At 68.2% G+C, this 15259-nt stretch carries 14 protein-coding genes; 3 read left to right on the top strand and 11 right to left on the bottom strand.

The window, feature by feature from the left end; translation table 11 throughout:
• The first annotated feature begins 114 nt into the window (after window positions 1-114).
• Entirely contained in the window at window positions 115-3615 is a 3501-nt protein-coding gene (dnaE, locus tag ACFFU4_RS09815) for a DNA polymerase III subunit alpha (protein ID WP_377069558.1), read from the top strand.
• A gap of 151 nt (window positions 3616-3766) precedes the next feature.
• Window positions 3767-4198, top strand: coding sequence for a hypothetical protein (locus ACFFU4_RS09810; protein ID WP_377069556.1), 432 nt, complete (start codon window positions 3767-3769; stop codon window positions 4196-4198).
• Here the strand turns inward: ACFFU4_RS09810 and ACFFU4_RS09805 are convergent.
• Window positions 4138-4617 carry a GNAT family N-acetyltransferase gene (locus ACFFU4_RS09805; RefSeq protein ID WP_377069553.1) on the bottom strand — a complete coding sequence of 160 codons (480 nt, stop codon included), beginning with the start codon at window positions 4615-4617 and terminating at the stop codon, window positions 4138-4140. The two genes, ACFFU4_RS09810 and ACFFU4_RS09805, sit on opposite strands and share 61 nt — an antisense overlap.
• Before the next feature lie 158 nt (window positions 4618-4775).
• Here ACFFU4_RS09805 and ACFFU4_RS09800 point away from each other — a divergent pair, with 158 nt between their 5' ends.
• Window positions 4776-8249 carry a chromosome segregation SMC family protein gene (locus ACFFU4_RS09800; protein ID WP_377069551.1) on the top strand — a complete coding sequence of 1158 codons (3474 nt, stop codon included), beginning with the start codon at window positions 4776-4778 and terminating at the stop codon, window positions 8247-8249.
• 379 nt (window positions 8250-8628) lie between these two features.
• Here the strand turns inward: ACFFU4_RS09800 and rpmE are convergent, their stop codons facing one another.
• The 10 genes from rpmE to ffh all read right to left on the bottom strand — a co-directional run bounded on the left by rpmE (window position 8629) and on the right by ffh (window position 15060).
• Window positions 8629-8850, bottom strand: coding sequence for a 50S ribosomal protein L31 (gene rpmE / locus ACFFU4_RS09795; protein ID WP_377069549.1), 222 nt, complete (start codon window positions 8848-8850; stop codon window positions 8629-8631).
• Window positions 8851-8861: 11 nt separating this feature from the next.
• Entirely contained in the window at window positions 8862-9245 is a 384-nt protein-coding gene (gene rplS / locus ACFFU4_RS09790) for a 50S ribosomal protein L19 (RefSeq protein ID WP_377069547.1), read from the bottom strand.
• Window positions 9246-9549: 304 nt separating this feature from the next.
• Window positions 9550-10344, bottom strand: coding sequence for a tRNA (guanosine(37)-N1)-methyltransferase TrmD (trmD, locus tag ACFFU4_RS09785; protein WP_377069545.1), 795 nt, complete (start codon window positions 10342-10344; stop codon window positions 9550-9552).
• 4 nt (window positions 10345-10348) lie between these two features.
• Window positions 10349-10852: a ribosome maturation factor RimM gene (gene rimM, locus ACFFU4_RS09780; protein ID WP_377069542.1), complete on the bottom strand. Its 504-nt coding sequence runs from the start codon at window positions 10850-10852 to the stop codon at window positions 10349-10351.
• A gap of 25 nt (window positions 10853-10877) precedes the next feature.
• Complete coding sequence (gene bluB / locus ACFFU4_RS09775) at window positions 10878-11507, bottom strand: 5,6-dimethylbenzimidazole synthase (RefSeq protein ID WP_377069540.1); 630 nt, start codon at window positions 11505-11507, stop codon at window positions 10878-10880.
• Between the two features lie 18 nt (window positions 11508-11525).
• Entirely contained in the window at window positions 11526-11891 is a 366-nt protein-coding gene (gene rpsP, locus ACFFU4_RS09770; RefSeq protein WP_377069538.1) for a 30S ribosomal protein S16, read from the bottom strand.
• A 48-nt stretch (window positions 11892-11939) separates the two neighbouring features.
• On the bottom strand, window positions 11940-12239 hold the full coding sequence (locus tag ACFFU4_RS09765; protein WP_377069536.1) for a chorismate mutase: 300 nt from the start codon (window positions 12237-12239) through the stop codon (window positions 11940-11942).
• Between the two features lie 95 nt (window positions 12240-12334).
• On the bottom strand, window positions 12335-12943 hold the full coding sequence (locus ACFFU4_RS09760) for a GNAT family N-acetyltransferase (RefSeq protein WP_377069533.1): 609 nt from the start codon (window positions 12941-12943) through the stop codon (window positions 12335-12337).
• Window positions 12940-13500: a GNAT family N-acetyltransferase gene (locus ACFFU4_RS09755; RefSeq protein ID WP_377069531.1), complete on the bottom strand. Its 561-nt coding sequence runs from the start codon at window positions 13498-13500 to the stop codon at window positions 12940-12942. The genes ACFFU4_RS09760 and ACFFU4_RS09755 overlap by 4 nt, the downstream gene beginning before the upstream one ends.
• Window positions 13501-13560: 60 nt before the next feature.
• Complete coding sequence (gene ffh / locus ACFFU4_RS09750) at window positions 13561-15060, bottom strand: signal recognition particle protein (protein WP_377069529.1); 1500 nt, start codon at window positions 15058-15060, stop codon at window positions 13561-13563.
• Window positions 15061-15259: the final 199 nt, after the last annotated feature.

Here is a 15259-nt window from a genome sequence, read left to right as displayed (position 1 = left end):
CCGCGGGGCCGTCTCGTTTCTGTCGCGGGCACATTAGACCAGCGCCGGGGGTGGCGGCAATGCGCCGTCGCGCACAGGCTTTCGTTCCGTGCATGGCGGGGCTAGGTTGCCTGCATGTCCAGCACTCCCCGATTCATTCACCTGCGTGTCCACACCGAATATTCCCTGCTCGAAGGGGCCGTGCGGCTCAAGAAACTGCCCGGTCTGTGCGAGGCGGCGGGCATGCCCGCCGTGGCCGTCACCGACACGAACAACATGTTCGCAGCCCTGGAATTTTCCGTCTCGGCGCAGGCGGCGGGGGTGCAGCCGATCATGGGCTGTCAGGTCGATCTCGAATATGTCGCCACAAGCCCCGGCGAACGCATGAAGCCGCCAGCGCCCGTGGTCCTGCTGGCGCAGACCGAGCGTGGCTACGAGAACCTGATGAAACTCAATTCCTGCCTCTACCTGCGCGGCGACGGGCAATTGGCGCATGTCACGGTGGAGGAACTGGCCGCCCATGCCGAGGGCGTGATCTGCCTGACCGGCGGGCCCGACGGCCCGGTGGGGCGGCTCTTGCAGGGCGGGCAGCGCCCGGCGGCGGAGGCGCTCATGGGGCGGCTGGCCGCGGCCTATGGCGACCGGCTCTATGTCGAGTTGCAGCGCCACCCCGGTGAAAGCGGCGCGCCCGAGGCCGAGCGGCTGACCGAGCGCGGCCTGGTCGAGATGGCCTATGCGATGGACCTGCCACTGGTGGCCACCAACGATGTCTATTTCCCAAAATCCGACATGTACGAGGCGCATGATGCGCTCTTGTGCGTGGCCGACGGCGCCTATGTCGATCAGAGCGCGCCGCGCCGCCGCCTGACCCCGCAGCACTATTTCAAGTCGCAGGAAGAGATGGCGACGCTTTTCGCCGACCTGCCCGAGGCGCTGGAGAATACCGTCGAAATCGCCAGGCGCTGCGCCTTTGGCTGTTATCGGCGCGACCCGATCCTGCCCCGCTTCGCGGATGACGAGGTCGACGAATTGCGCCGACAGGCACGCGCGGGGCTTGCGGCGCGGCTTGCCGTCATCCCCCATGCCGCCCCGGTCGAAGACTATGAAAAGCGGCTGGAGTTCGAGCTTGGCATCATCGAGGGGATGGGCTTTCCGGGCTATTTCCTGATCGTCGCCGATTTCATCAAATGGGCCAAGGAGCAGGATATCCCGGTGGGTCCGGGGCGTGGCTCGGGGGCCGGCAGCCTCGTGGCCTATGCGCTCACCATCACCGATCTCGACCCACTGCGCTACAACCTGCTGTTCGAGCGGTTTTTGAACCCCGAGCGGGTCTCGATGCCCGATTTCGATATCGACTTCTGCATGGATCGCCGCGAGGAGGTGATCGCCTATGTGCAGCGCAAGTACGGGCGCGACCGGGTGGGGCAGATCATTACCTTCGGTGCCCTGCTGTCCAAGGCGGCGGTGCGCGATATCGGCCGCGTCCTGCAGATGCCCTACGGGCAGGTGGATCGCCTCAGCAAGATGATCCCGGTGGAGGGAGTGAAGCCGGTCTCGATCGAGAAGGCACTCGCGGACGAGCCGCGCCTCGCCGAGGCGGCGAAATCCGAGGAGGTGGTGGATCGGCTGCTGACCTGCGGCCAGCAGGTCGAGGGGCTGTTGCGCAACGCCTCCACCCATGCCGCGGGGGTGGTGATCGGCGACCGGCCATTGGATGAGCTGGTGCCGCTCTATCAGGATCCGCGCTCCGACATGCCCGCCACGCAGTTCAACATGAAATGGGTGGAGCAGGCGGGGCTGGTGAAGTTCGACTTTCTGGGGCTGAAGACCCTGACCGTGATCCAGAACGCGATTCAACAGATCCACAGCGAGGGGCGCGACCTGCACATCGCCGCCGACGGCAGCACCATCTACGAGCCCTTTCCGGGGGCCGAGAACGATATCGGGCAGATCCCGCTCGATGACGCCAAGACCTACGAGCTTTATGCCCGCGCCCGCACCGTCGCCGTGTTCCAGGTGGAAAGTTCGGGCATGATGGACGCGCTCAAGCGCATGAAGCCCACCTGCATCGAGGATATCGTGGCGCTCGTCGCGCTCTACCGCCCCGGCCCGATGGAGAACATCCCGAAATACTGCGAGGTCAAGAACGGGCTGAGCGAACGCGACCACCTGCACCCGTCGGTCGATCATATCCTCGACGAGACGCAGGGCATCATCGTTTATCAGGAACAGGTGATGCAGATCGCGCAGGAAATGGCGGGCTATACGCTTGGCGGCGCCGACCTCTTGCGCCGCGCCATGGGCAAGAAGATCCAGGAGGCGATGGATGCCGAACGGCCCAAGTTCATCGCCGGGGCCAAGGACAACGGCGTTGACGATGCCAAGGCGCTGGAGGTGTGGAACCTTCTGGACAAGTTCGCCAATTACGGCTTCAACAAGTCCCACGCCGCCGCCTATGCGGTGGTCAGCTATCAGACCGCGTGGCTCAAGGCCAACCACCCGGTGGAATTCATGGCCGGTGTCATGAATTGCGATATCCACCTCACCGACAAGCTGGCGGTCTATTTCGAGGAGGTGAAGAAGGGCCTCGCGCTCGATTGGGCGGCCCCTTGCGTCAACCGCTCGGACGCTGTGTTCGTGGTGCGCGGCGGCGTGCTGCATTATGCGTTGGGCGCGCTCAAGAACGTCGGCGTCGAGGCGATGAAGCTGATCGTGGAGGGGCGCGGCGAGCGGCGCTTTGCCACGCTCTACGATTTCGCGCGGCGGGTCGATCTCAAGCGGATCGGCAAGCGGTCGCTGGAGATGCTGGCGCGGGCGGGGGCATTCGACGCGCTCGACCGCAACCGCCGCCGGGTGTTCGAGAGCATCGAGGCGCTGATGAACTATTCCGCCGCGATCCACGAGCAGAAGAATTCGACGCAGGTTTCGCTCTTCGGCGACGCGGGCGAGGATCTGCCCGAACCGCGCCTTGTCCCGGTCGAGGATTGGCTGCCCGCCGAACGCCTGACCGAGGAATTCAGGGCCGTCGGCTTCTACCTCTCGGGCCACCCGCTCGACGATTACATGACCGTGCTCAAGCGGCAGGAGGTCAGGACGCTTGACGAGGTCATGGCACGCGCAGGACGTGGGCCGTTCCTCGCCAGGATGGCCGGGGTGGTGGCCGGGCGACAGGAGCGCAAGTCGGCGCGCGGCAACCGCTTTGCCTTTGCCCAGCTCAGCGATCCGACGGGCAGCTACGAGGTCACGCTGTTCTCGGAGGTGCTGGAGAAGTCCCGCGATTTTCTCGAGGCCGGTGCGCAGGTGGTGATCACCGCCGAGGCGACGATGGAGGCCGATCAGTTGAAGCTCTTGTGCCGCACGGTGCAGCCCGTCGATGGCATGGTCGCCGATGCCGGGGCCGTGGGGCTGTGCGTGTTCGTCGATCAGGCGGAGGCGATCGGCTCGGTCGCGGCGGTGCTGGACGGCGCGGCCAAATCTGTGCGCGGGGCGCGGCCCGGTCCGATCCGGTTCCGCCTCATGGGTGCCGGGCTGCCCGGCGAGGTCGAGATCGACAGCGGCGCTGAATACCCCGTCAACCCGCAGATCAAGGGCGCGATCCGAAGCCTGACCGGCGTGGTCATGGTCGAGGAAATCTAGACCGGCGCGGCTGGAACGCCGCGTTCATTCGCAGTCCCGCGGCACGCTCCGACGGCCTGATTTCGCATGTCCGAGGCGCTCGAAACCGGGTCCCGCCTTTGGAGCAACGTGCTTTAAGCTGATGTTAACCGGCGCGCGGCAAGGCTTGGCCATGCGATCTGTCGCGCTCCTCCTCATGGCCGTGCTGGCCGCCTGTTCGCATCCCTCCCCGGCATTCTACGGCGTGGCCCCGGTGCGCGTCGGCGTCGGGCAGAGCATGTTCGATGTCCGGATCGTGGGGCGGCACGCGCAAGCGATCCGGCTCAGCCGCGAATGGGCCCCGCGCACGATCATGGTCGCGCCCCGCGCCGCCGCCGCCATCGCCGCCGTCAGCGGGTGCGCGGTGCCGCGTCTCTGGGGCGATCAGGCGATGATCGAGGCGGCGCTTGTCTGCGGGCCGGACGCAGACGCGCGGCGCGGCGTGCCGCAGGCGCATGACTGTCGCGTGGTGCCGACGCGCAGGCGGTGGACCAAAGTGGCCTGTCAGCCGCGCGCCGGGCCGAGCGCCTTTTCCATGAAGACCGAGGTTGCCGCATCCGGGTAATCGCCGAACGGCCCGCACCGCTCGAAGCCGTGCCGCGCATAGAGCCGCAGCGCCGGGCCGAGCCGGTCGCCGGTCTCCAGCCGCAGCAGGGGCAGGCCGTTTGCCCGCGCCTCGGCCTCGATCCGTGCAAGCAGCGCCTCGGCCACGCCCTGTCCGCGCGCTGCCTCGCTCACGAACATGGATTTCACCTCGCCATAGCCGTCGCACAGCGCGAGCGCCCCGGTGCCGAGCGTCTCACCCGCGCGCGTCGCCACGAAAAAGCGGATGTCAGGGGTGCAAAGCGCGTCTGTGTCGAGGAAGAAATTGTCCTCGGGCGGAAACAGCGCGCGCATGAGATCGTGCGATTGCCGCAGCAACGCTGCGGCCCCCGCATCGCGCGGGTCTCCAGGGATAACGGTAAGGTCGGACGGGTCCTGCATGGCGCAGGTTTACGCCGGGTCCGCGCATCCTGCAAGCGGCCTATCAGCGGGAAGGCGCGCAATATGCTGTGGATAATGGGTCAGTGTTCCCCATATCCTGTGTTTGTATATTGACAGCCCGGCCTCCCGCCAAGCACAGTTTCCCCTTAGCGGAATCAATGATCGCAGGGGTGCGCGTGCAGTTCTCCAGGCTCAGACTGACCGGCTTCAAGAGCTTCGTCGATCCCACCGATCTGGTGATCGCCGACGGGCTCACCGGCGTCGTCGGGCCCAATGGCTGTGGCAAGTCCAACCTGCTCGAGGCGCTGCGCTGGGCGATGGGCGAGAACCGCCCCACCGCGATGCGCGGCGACGGGATGGAGGACGTGATCTTTGCCGGGGCGGCCAGCCGACCGGCGCGCAACTTTGCCGAGGTGGTGATCCAGCTCGACAATTCCGACCGGCTCGCGCCCGCCGGGTTCAACGACGCCGATTACCTCGAGATCACCCGCCGCATCACCCGCGACGTGGGCTCTGCCTACAAGCTCAACGGCAAGGATGTGCGCGCGCGCGACGTGCAGATGCTGTTTGCCGATGCCTCGACCGGCGCGCATTCCCCGGCGCTCGTCCGGCAGGGGCAGATCGCCGAGTTGATCAACGCGCGCCCCAAGGCGCGGCGGCGCATCCTGGAAGAGGCGGCGGGGATTTCCGGGCTCTACCAGCGCCGCCACGAGGCCGAGCTGAAGCTGCGCGCGACCGAGACCAACCTCACCCGCGTCGATGACGTGATCGAGCAGCTTGCAGGGCAGCTTGCGCAACTGGCGCGGCAGGCGAAACAGGCGGCGCGCTATCGCCGGATCGGCGAGGAACTGCGCCACGCCGAGGGGCTGCTGCTGTGGCGGCGCTGGACCGAGGCCGACGAGGCCCGGATGGCCGCCGAGGCGGCGCTGCGCGAGACCACCACCGAGGCCGCCCGCGCCGAGAGGGCGGCGCGCGAGGCCGCGCGCCTGCGCGCCGGGGCCGATGACGCGCTGCCCGCGCGACGCGAGGAAGAGGCGGTCGCCGCCGCGATCCTTCAGCGGCTCGGGGTGCAGCGCGACACCATCGCCGAGCAGGAAAACACCGCGCGCGAGCGGATCGCCACGCTGGAGGCGCGCATCGCGCAGCTTGACCGCGACATGGAGCGCGAGGCGGCGCTGAACCGCGATGCGCAGCAGAGCGTCGAGCGGCTCGACTGGGAGGCGGCGGAACTGGCCAAGGCGTCTGACGGGCACGAGGAGCGCCTTGCCGCGGCGGTGGAAGAGGCTCGCGAGGCGGCCCGTATCCTTGAGACGCGCGAGGCGGACCTGAGCCGCCTGACCGAGGACATGGCCCGCCTGTCGGCCCGGCACCAATCGGCGCAGCGCCTGATCGACGACAACCGCAAGACGCTCAAGCGCAGCGAGGCCGAGGCCGAGCGCGCGCGCACCGCGCAGGAACAGGCCCGCGCGGCAGAGCAGGAGGCCGGGGCGAAACACGCCGCCGCGCAGGAGGCCGAGACCGGCGCAGTGGCCCGCGCGCAGGCCGCCGAGGCCGCGCTGGTGGCCGCCGACGAGGCGCGCGCCGATGCGCAGACCCGCGAGGCCGAGGCCCGCGCCGCCCGGTCCGAGGCCGAGGGAGAGCTTGGTGCGCTGCGCGCCGAGGCCGCCGCACTGGCCCGGCTGGTCGAGCGCGACACCGCCGAGGGCGGCCAGATCATGGATGCGCTGCAGGTGGCCCCCGGCTTCGAAAAGGCGCTGGGCGCGGCGCTTGCCGACGATCTGCACGCCCCCGAGGTGGCCGCGGACGGGCCGTCGGGCTGGCGTGACCTGCCCGGCTATTCCGCGCCGCAGCCGCTCCCCGACGGGGTGGTGGCACTTGGCAACCACGTCACCGTGCCGACCGTGCTGGCGCGCCGGATCGCGCAGATCGGCCTTGTCGATGCCGAGGACGGCCCGCGCCTTCAGCCCCTGCTGAAGCCGGGGCAGCGGCTGGTGAGCGCGGATGGCGACCTGTGGCGCTGGGACGGGTTCCGCACCTGGGCCGAGGACGCGCCCTCCGCCGCCGCGCTGCGGCTGGAGCAGCTCAACCGGCTGGAGGACCTCAAGCAGCAACTGGAACGGGCCGAGGCGCGCGCCGACGGGGCGCAGCGTGCGCACGAGGCGCTGCGCGCCGAACTGACCGCGCGCACCGAAGAGGACCGCGCCGCGCGCGAGGCGCGCCGCGCCGCCGATGCCGCCGTGACCGGGGCGGGCCGCGCGCTGAGCCGGGCCGAGGCCGACCGCACCCTCGCCGCGTCGCGGCTCGAGTCCCTGGGGCTCGCTGCCGCGCGCCACGAGGAAGAGGCGCAGGCGGCGCGCGCCGCTCTTTCTGAGGCCGAGCAGGCGCTCGCGGAGCTTGGCGACCTGTCCTCGGCGCGGGCCGAACTGGAGGATATCAAGACCACCGTCGAGGCCGCGCGCATCACCATGATGACCCGGCGCAGCGCGGCGGACGAGTTGCGCCGCGAAGGCGAGCGGCGCACGGCGCGCGGGCAGGAGATCGCCCGCGAGGTGAGCGGCTGGCGGCACCGATTGGAAACCGCCGAGACGCGCGGTGCCGAACTGGCCGAGCGCAGGGCTACCTCGGAGGAGGACCTGGCAGAGGCCCGCGCCACGCCCGAGACGCTGGCCGTGAAACGCGCCGAGTTGAATGCCGAGATCACCCGCGCCGAGGCGCGCCGCGCCGCCGCGGCGGATGCGCTTTCCACTGCCGAGGCGCGCGCGCGTCAGGCCGCCACCGACGAGCGCGACGCCGAGCGCGCGGCATCCGAGGCGCGCGAGGCCCGCGCCCGCGCCGAGGCGCGCCGCGACGGCGCCCGTGAGGGCTGTGACCTGGCCGCCGAGCGGATCATGGAGGCGCTTGGCCTGACACCCGAGGCGCTGTGTGACACCCTCGATACCGACCCTGCCGAGATGCCCGCATCCGAGGCGATCGAGGCCGACGTGGCGCGGCTCAAGCGGCAGCGTGATGCGCTTGGCGCCGTAAACCTCCGCGCCGAGGAGGACGCCCGCGAGGTCGAGGTCGAGCATGACGCGCTGACCGGGGAAAAAGCCGACCTCGAAGAGGCGATCAAGACGCTGCGCGGCGGCATCGCCAGCCTCAACCGCGAGGGGCGCGAGCGGCTGCTGACCGCATTCGAGCAGGTGAACTCGAACTTCACCCTGCTGTTCCGGCACCTCTTTGGCGGCGGCGAGGCCAATCTCGTGCTGGTCGAGAGCGACGACCCGCTGGAGGCCGGGCTGGAGATCATGTGCCAGCCGCCGGGCAAGAAGCTCTCGACGTTGAGCCTGCTGTCGGGGGGCGAGCAGACGCTGACGGCGCTGGCGCTCATCTTCGCGGTGTTCCTCGCCAATCCCGCGCCGATCTGTGTGCTCGACGAGGTGGACGCGCCGCTCGACGATGCCAACGTCACGCGGTTCTGCGACCTTCTGGATGAAATGTGCCGCCGCACCGAGACGCGGTTCCTCATCATCACGCACCACGCCGTGACGATGAGCCGGATGGACCGGCTCTTTGGTGTGACGATGGCCGAGCAGGGGGTAAGCCAGCTCGTGTCGGTCGATCTCAACAAGGCCGAGGCGATGGTGGCGTGAGCAAATCCACGCCATTCTAAGGCGAATTTTAACCTTTCCTTCACTCCATCCGCGAAGTGTAATGGTGCTGCAATCCATTGCAGCGGAAGGAGGTGATCAGACTGAATGAAAACAGTTTTCGAAAATGGATGGTCTTTCTGGCAGCGGGAACGCTGTTGATCACGGCCATCCGGCTTTTGACGGGACTGTGAGTTCCTGAAAAAGAAGACCCTGCGGAGTCGCACCTCCGCAGGGTCGCGTTTTCGGTGCTCAGACTGAAAACAACTTTCGAATGACTTGTATATTGGCGATTCCTTAGCAAAAAGTAAAGCGCGCCCCGCACAAACAGAAAACGCCGCCCCTGGAGGCGGCGTGATCCATCTGCGGTCTGAGCATCGCTTCAGAAGCCGAGGCCCGCGTACTTGTTCTTGAACTTCGACACGCGACCGCCGGCATCGGTGAGGCGGGTGCCGCCGCCGGTCCAGGCCGGGTGCACCGACGGGTCGATGTCGAGCGCGAGCGTCTCGCCCTCGGACCCGTAGGTGGAGCGCATCTGCACGACGGTGCCATCGGTCAGCTTGACGTCGATGACGTGGTAATCGGGGTGGATGTCTTTTTTCATCGTGCCAGTCCTTACGCCGACTTGCCCTTGAGGGGCTTGTAGGTGGTGTCTTCCGCGATCCGGGCGGATTTGCCCCGGCGCGAGCGCAGATAGTAGAGCTTGGCGCGGCGCACGCGACCGCGGCGGATCACCTCGATCTTGTCGATATTGGTCGAGTAGAGCGGGAACACGCGCTCCACCCCCTCACCGAATGAAATCTTGCGGACGGTGAACGAGCCTGCGATGCCCTTGCCGTTCTTGCGGCTGATGCAGACGCCTTCGAAGTTCTGCACCCGGCTGCGGGTGCCTTCTGTCACCTTGTAGCCGACGCGAATGGTGTCGCCGGCCTTGAAATCGGGAATCTCCTTCCCGAGCGAGGCGATCTGTTCCGCCTCCAACTGAGCGATAATGTCCATCGCCGTGTCTCCTGGTTTGCTTGCGGTTTTCCCGCAAGGATGTGTCGCGTCCTCGAGAGCTCTTGGTCTTCTTCCGGGTCCGCTGATGCGCCCGCCAGAGTTCAGGCCGTCATTTCGTTTGTCATCGTCTCCCGCGGCGACCACGTTCGGCCGAAGAAAGCCGGGCGGAAAGGCTGCAACAGGACACAGGCCCGCAACCGCCGAAGCGATTCCAGACCCGTGGCGTATAAGCGGGATCGCGGCGGCGATCAACCCTTCGGTTCATGGCCCTGCATGATCCGGTGGCATGGCGCAATCGCGCAGGTCACTCGGCGTCGCTGCGCCTGGCGCGCCACAGGTCGGGGCGGCGTTCGGCGGTCAGGCGTTCGGACATCTCGCGCCGCCATGCCGCCACCCTGCCGTGATCGCCCGAGGTGAGCACCTCGGGGATGGTGTGCCCCCGCCATTCGGCGGGGCGGGTGTAGTGGGGATGCTCCAGAAGCCCCTCGGAAAAGCTCTCTTCCTCGGTGGAGGATTCGTTGCCGAGCACGCCGGGCAAAAGCCGCACGCAGGTGTCGATCAGCGCCTGCGCGGCGATCTCTCCGCCCGTCATCACGAAATCGCCGAGACTGATTTCCTCGATGTCGTAATGGTCGATAACCCGTTGATCCAGCCCCTCGAATCGCCCGCAGATGAGGGTGACGCCGGGGCCCGCCGCGAGACTGCGCGCACGCGCCTGCGTCAGCGGCGCGCCGCGCGGACTGAGATAGACGAGGGGGCTGCCACGCGGTGCGCCCGCCGACGCCGCGTCGATGGCGCGGCCCATCACGTCGGCGCGCAGCACCATGCCCGCGCCGCCCCCGGCGGGGGTGTCGTCGACGTTGCGGTGCCGCCCCTCGCCGAAGTCGCGCAGGTCGATCGTGTCGAGCGACCACAGCCCCTCGCGCAGGGCGCGGCCTGTCAGGCTCTCTCCCAGAACGCCGGGGAAGGCTTGCGGCAGCAGGGTGATGACCTGCGCGGTCCACGCGCGGGCGAGCGTCGGGTTGGGTGTCAGCAGATCGCGGGGCCTGACCGAGGGGCGGATGCTCTTGCGTCCGTGGGAGCGGGGGGTGTCGGCCATGGCGTCAGAATATCCCCTCGGGCGGGTCGGCGACGATGCGCCCCGAGACGAGATCGACGGTCGGCACCGCCTCGCGGGTGAACGGCAGGAGCACGGTCCCGCTCTCGCCCGGGACCTCGACTTCGAGCAGGTCCGCGGCCCCGTGATTGAGCACCGCGCGCACCCGGCCCAGCAGCGCGCCGCCGCTGTCATGGACGGAAAGACCAATGAGATCAGCGTGATAGAATTCGTCCTCAGGCAGCTCCGGCAGCCGCTCGCGGGGCACATAGAGGCGCGTGCCGCGCAGGGATTCGGCCTGTTCGCGCGTCCTCACCCCCGACAGCCGCGCGGTCAGCGCGCCCGAGGTCTGCCCGGTCAGCGTGACCTCGAAGCTCCGCGCGCCATCCTCGGTGGCGAGCGCGCCATAGGCGGCGATGTCCTCGGGGTGGGCGGTAAAGCTCTTGAGCCGCACCTCGCCGCCGGTGCCGAAAGCCCCGGCGATGGCACCGACGCAGACCGTGTCGCTCATGGACCAACCCTTTCGTTGCGGGGCATCATCGTGTCTCCACCGGCACATCCTGACGGCGGTCTTCCCATCCGGCAAGCGCAAGCTCGGGGGTGTCGCTGTCGGCCTCGGGCCAGCCGATGCAGAGATAGGCGACGAGCCGCCAATCGTGTGGAATATCAAGGTCTTGGGAAAGGCGGTCGGGGTCGAGGATCGACACCCAGCCAAGCCCCAGACCGCGGGCGCGGGCGGCAAGCCAGAATTGCGCGATCGCGCCCACCACCGAATAGCGGCGCGCCTCGGGCATGGTCTGCGCCCCGAGTCCCGCGCCCTTGTCGGTCGACTCGTCGCAGAACACGGCGAGCTGCACCGGGGCCTCGCGCATACCGGAAAGCTTCAAGCTGCTGTAAAGGCGCGCCTTTTCGCCATCGTAGCCGTCAAGCGCGGCGGCGTTGGCGGCCTGGAAATTGGCCAGCGCGGCGGCGCGGGCGGATGCCGAGGCGACGCGCACCACGCGCCACGGCTCGCTCAGCCCGACCGAGGGGGCAAGCGTGAACGTGGCGAGGCAATCGCGCAGGATCGCCTCGTCCACCGGGTCGATGCGAAAGCGGCGCACATCGCGCCGCCAGCGCATAAGGCGCAGCAGATCAGCCTGGAAGTCGGCGGAAAACTCTGACATTCCAGTGCCTTACATGCCTTACTCTTCGGCCGGGGCCTCGGCGGCGGCGGCGGCTTTCTCGGCCTTCTGGGCGGCGCGTTCCTGGGCCTTCTTGCCGGGCTGGGCCTTTTTCATGTTGGCGCGCTCGGTCTTGTCGCGGACGCCGGCGGCCTCCAGCATGCGGGCGATGCGGTCGGTGGGTTGCGCGCCCTGTGCCAGCCAGTACTGGATGCGCTCGACATCCATCTTGACGCGATCCTCGCTGTCCTTGGGCAGGAGCGGGTTGTAGATGCCCAGCTTCTCGATGAAGCGGCCGTCGCGCGGCATGCGGCTGTCGGCCGCCACGATGCGGTAGAAGGGGCGCTTTTTCGAGCCACCACGGGCAAGGCGGATTTTCATGGCCATTTTGATTTCTCCTTTAATGGCGGGGGGTTGGTGGGGGCAAACCCCACCTTACGATTGATGCTTGTGGTGATGCCGGATCACCTCGGCGATGATGAAGTTGAGGAATTCGCGGGCGAATTCCGGGTCGAGGTCGGCGGATTTCGCCAGGTCTTCGAGCCGCTCGATCTGCGCGGCTTCGCGCGCCGGATCGGACGGGGGAAGGTCGTGCGCGGCCTTGAGCCGGCCCACCGCCTGGGTGTGCTTGAACCGCTCGGCGAGGGTAAAGACGAGGATCGCATCGAGCCGGTCGATGCTCTCGCGGTGCTCGGCCAGAAGCTCGGCGGCGCGGGTGGTCGTGGCGTCAGGCATCGGGGCCTCCATCGAGGGCGAACCGCAAGGTTCGCGCGGCGAACCGCGAGGTTCGGGCCCTGCGGCGGACGGTGCGGCGAACGGTGGGGCAGGGATCAGTCAACAGGCATCCCCTTCGGGCGGAACAGCGGGTCGCAGTAATGGCTGATTTCCAGCTCGATCCCGTCGCGGATCTGGCCGGAGGCGGCGGCGGAGGGCACCGGGTGGCGATAGACCGCGTCACTGCCGTCGATGGTGGCTGCGTCGCGGTCCCTGATGCAGCCCAGCCGTTCGGCCAGCCGGATGCTGTCGAGGTTCTTGGGGTCGATATAGCTCACCGCCCCGTCCCAGCCCTGCACCTCGTAGAAATGCCGGCGCACGGCGTGGGTGGCCTCGAGCGCGTAGCCGTGGCCCGCCTTTTCGGGCCAGATGATCCAGGCGATCTCGCGCTCGGGCCATTTCGCCGGGAACCAGCCGCCGGTCATGCCGAGGGTCTCGTCGCTCGCCTTGTCGTGGATCATCCACATGCCGAAGCCGCGGATCGCCCAATGGCCGATCTCGGCGGCGTAGAGCATCCACGCCTCGTAGCCATTGAGCGGCCCGCCCATGAAGCGCGAGCGGTAGGAGGCGAAGGTCGCCTTGAAATCGGGGTAATCGCCCACCTCCGGCCCGCGCAGCCGCAGGCGGCGGGTCTCGATCACCGGGATGTCGGGGTAGTGGGTCATGCGTAAGCCTCGACCGAGCCGTCGTCATCCGCACCGAGCGCATCGGGGCCGGGGTGGCGGTAGAGGAAATCGCGGCCCATGTGGATGTTTTCATATTCGCGCTCGAACCACGCACCGAGGCGTTCGGCCAGCGCGATGGAGCGGGTGTTGCCCGGCACGATGTTGGAGGTGAGCGTGGTCAGGCCGAGATCCTCGTAGGCATGGCGGCGGGCGCGCGTCGCGGCCTCACAGGCGATGCCGCGGCCCTCGAACCCGTCGAACACGACCCAGCCCAGCTCCGGCTCGGGCCAGCCCTCGGGGTTCCAGATGCCGGTGATGCCCGCCGGTTGACCGCTGGCCTTGTCCTCGATCGTGAAATAGCCGTAGCCGTGGATATGCCAGTGGCCGACGTTGAGCGCGAACCAGCGCCAGGCATCGCCGCGATCGGGCGAGGCGCCAAAGCCTGCCGCGCGCTCCTGATCGAGCAGGAAGGCGATCATCGGCTCGATGTCGCGCGGTTCCGGCCCGCGCAGGATCAGGCGCGGGGTGTCGAGCACGGGGGCGGCGGTGAGGGTCATGGGGCTGCCCCTGTCCGCGCCGTGGGATTCGAGTATTTTTGCCAAGAAGAAATCATGGGATCACTTCTTCTTGCCGAAGCCGGAGAGGCCCGGGGGCAGGCCCATGCCGCCGCCGCCCATGCCGCCCATGCCGCCGGGCAGCTTGCCGCCCATGGCGCGGGCGGCCTCTTCCATCGCGCGTGGGTCGTTCATGTCGGGCATGCCGCCGCCCTTGCCCATCATGCCGCCGAGCGCCTGCTTGAGCATGTTGCGACCGCCCTTCTTGCCGAGTTTCTTCATCATGTCGGCCATCTGGCGGTGCATTTTCAGCAGCTTGTTGAGATCAGACACCTCCTGCCCGGCGCCCGCCGCGATGCGTTTCTTGCGGCTGGCCTGCAACAGGGCGGGGTTGGCGCGTTCCTTTTTGGTCATCGACTGGATGAGGGCGATCTGGCGGGCGATCACCTTGTCGTCGAATCCCGCCTCCTGCACCTGTTTGGCCATCTTGCCCATGCCGGGCATCATGCCCATCAGCCCTTCCATGCCGCCCATCTTCTGCATCTGTTCGAGCTGGCCGCGCAGGTCGTTCATGTTGAACTGACCCTTTTGCATCCGGCGCATCATGCGTTCGGCCTGTTCGGCCTCAAGCGTTTCCTGCGCCTTTTCCACGAGGCTGACGATGTCGCCCATGCCGAGGATGCGGCCGGCGATGCGCTCGGCCTCGAACGTCTCGATGGCGTCCATCTTCTCGCCGAGGCCGACGAAGCGGATCGGCTTGCCGGTGATGGCGCGCATCGACAGGGCGGCGCCGCCGCGCCCGTCGCCGTCCATCCGGGTGAGGACGACGCCGGTGACGCCGATCTTGTCGTCAAACTCTGTCGCGACGTTGACGGCGTCCTGACCGGTCAGGCCATCGACGACGAGCAGCGTCTCGCGCGGGTTGGCGACATCGCGCACGGCGGCGGCCTGCGCGATCAGCTCGGCGTCGATATGGAGCCGGCCGGCGGTGTCCAGCATGTAGACGTCGTAGCCACCCAAGGAGGCCTGGGTCTTGGCGCGTCTGGCGATCTGCACCGGGTCCTCGCCCTTGACGATGGGCAGGGTATCGACGCCGATCTGACGCCCGAGGATGGCGAGCTGTTCCATCGCGGCGGGGCGGTTGGTGTCGAGCGACGCCATCAGCACGCGCTTGCCGTCGCGATGCGTGAGCCGCTTGGCGAGCTTGGCGGTGGTGGTGGTCTTGCCCGAGCCCTGAAGGCCGACCATCAGGATCGGCGCGGGCGGGTTGTCGATCTTGAGCGCGCCGGGATCGCCCTCGCCCCTGAGCGTGTCGATCAGCGCGTCGTGGACGATCTTGACGACCTGCTGGCCGGGGGTGACGGATTTGGTGACCGCCTGTCCGGTGGCCTCTTTCTCCACCCGCTTGATGAAGCTGCGCGCGACCGGCAGCGAGACGTCGGCCTCCAGAAGCGCGACGCGCACCTCGCGCAGGGCGGTCTTGACGTCGTCCTCGGAGAGCGACCCCTGCCGGGTGAGCCGGTCGAGCACGCCGGACAGGCGTTCGGACAGGTTTTCGAACATCGCGCGCGCTCCTTCGCCGGTTGCTGTCTGTCACCCGATATAGGGGCAACGGTTCAAACGATAAACGCCCCCGTGGGCGCGACGCGCTGACGGGGGGCGATCCCGGGCCGCGCCCGGGACCGGAAGCAGGCGGCTTCCGGGGTGTTGGGGGCGCGTTTATGGCGTGGCGCGGCACAAGTCAACCCATCGGGCGCGCCGG

The organism is Roseovarius ramblicola, assembly GCF_042430665.1.
Lineage (GTDB): Bacteria > Pseudomonadota > Alphaproteobacteria > Rhodobacterales > Rhodobacteraceae > Roseovarius > Roseovarius ramblicola.
Note: the sequence above shows the minus strand (reverse complement) of the source record. Positions and strands in the feature narration are given on the sequence as shown.

What these genes read in the sequence shown, in the direction of transcription:
- ACFFU4_RS09765 (WP_377069536.1), bottom strand. Translation starts at nt 12,239, where the DNA reads ATGCCTGACGCCACGACCACCCGCGCCGCCGAGCTTCTGGCCGAGCAC.
- rpmE (WP_377069549.1), bottom strand. Translation starts at nt 8,850, where the DNA reads ATGAAAAAAGACATCCACCCCGATTACCACGTCATCGACGTCAAGCTG.
- trmD (WP_377069545.1), bottom strand. Translation starts at nt 10,344, where the DNA reads ATGGCCGACACCCCCCGCTCCCACGGACGCAAGAGCATCCGCCCCTCG.
- ACFFU4_RS09805 (WP_377069553.1), bottom strand. Translation starts at nt 4,617, where the DNA reads ATGCAGGACCCGTCCGACCTTACCGTTATCCCTGGAGACCCGCGCGAT.
- dnaE (WP_377069558.1), top strand. Translation starts at nt 115, where the DNA reads ATGTCCAGCACTCCCCGATTCATTCACCTGCGTGTCCACACCGAATAT.
- bluB (WP_377069540.1), bottom strand. Translation starts at nt 11,507, where the DNA reads ATGTCAGAGTTTTCCGCCGACTTCCAGGCTGATCTGCTGCGCCTTATG.
- ACFFU4_RS09755 (WP_377069531.1), bottom strand. Translation starts at nt 13,500, where the DNA reads ATGACCCTCACCGCCGCCCCCGTGCTCGACACCCCGCGCCTGATCCTG.
- ACFFU4_RS09800 (WP_377069551.1), top strand. Translation starts at nt 4,776, where the DNA reads ATGATCGCAGGGGTGCGCGTGCAGTTCTCCAGGCTCAGACTGACCGGC.
- ACFFU4_RS09810 (WP_377069556.1), top strand. Translation starts at nt 3,767, where the DNA reads ATGCGATCTGTCGCGCTCCTCCTCATGGCCGTGCTGGCCGCCTGTTCG.
- rpsP (WP_377069538.1), bottom strand. Translation starts at nt 11,891, where the DNA reads ATGGCCATGAAAATCCGCCTTGCCCGTGGTGGCTCGAAAAAGCGCCCC.
- rimM (WP_377069542.1), bottom strand. Translation starts at nt 10,852, where the DNA reads ATGAGCGACACGGTCTGCGTCGGTGCCATCGCCGGGGCTTTCGGCACC.
- ACFFU4_RS09760 (WP_377069533.1), bottom strand. Translation starts at nt 12,943, where the DNA reads ATGACCCACTACCCCGACATCCCGGTGATCGAGACCCGCCGCCTGCGG.
- ffh (WP_377069529.1), bottom strand. Translation starts at nt 15,060, where the DNA reads ATGTTCGAAAACCTGTCCGAACGCCTGTCCGGCGTGCTCGACCGGCTC.
- rplS (WP_377069547.1), bottom strand. Translation starts at nt 9,245, where the DNA reads ATGGACATTATCGCTCAGTTGGAGGCGGAACAGATCGCCTCGCTCGGG.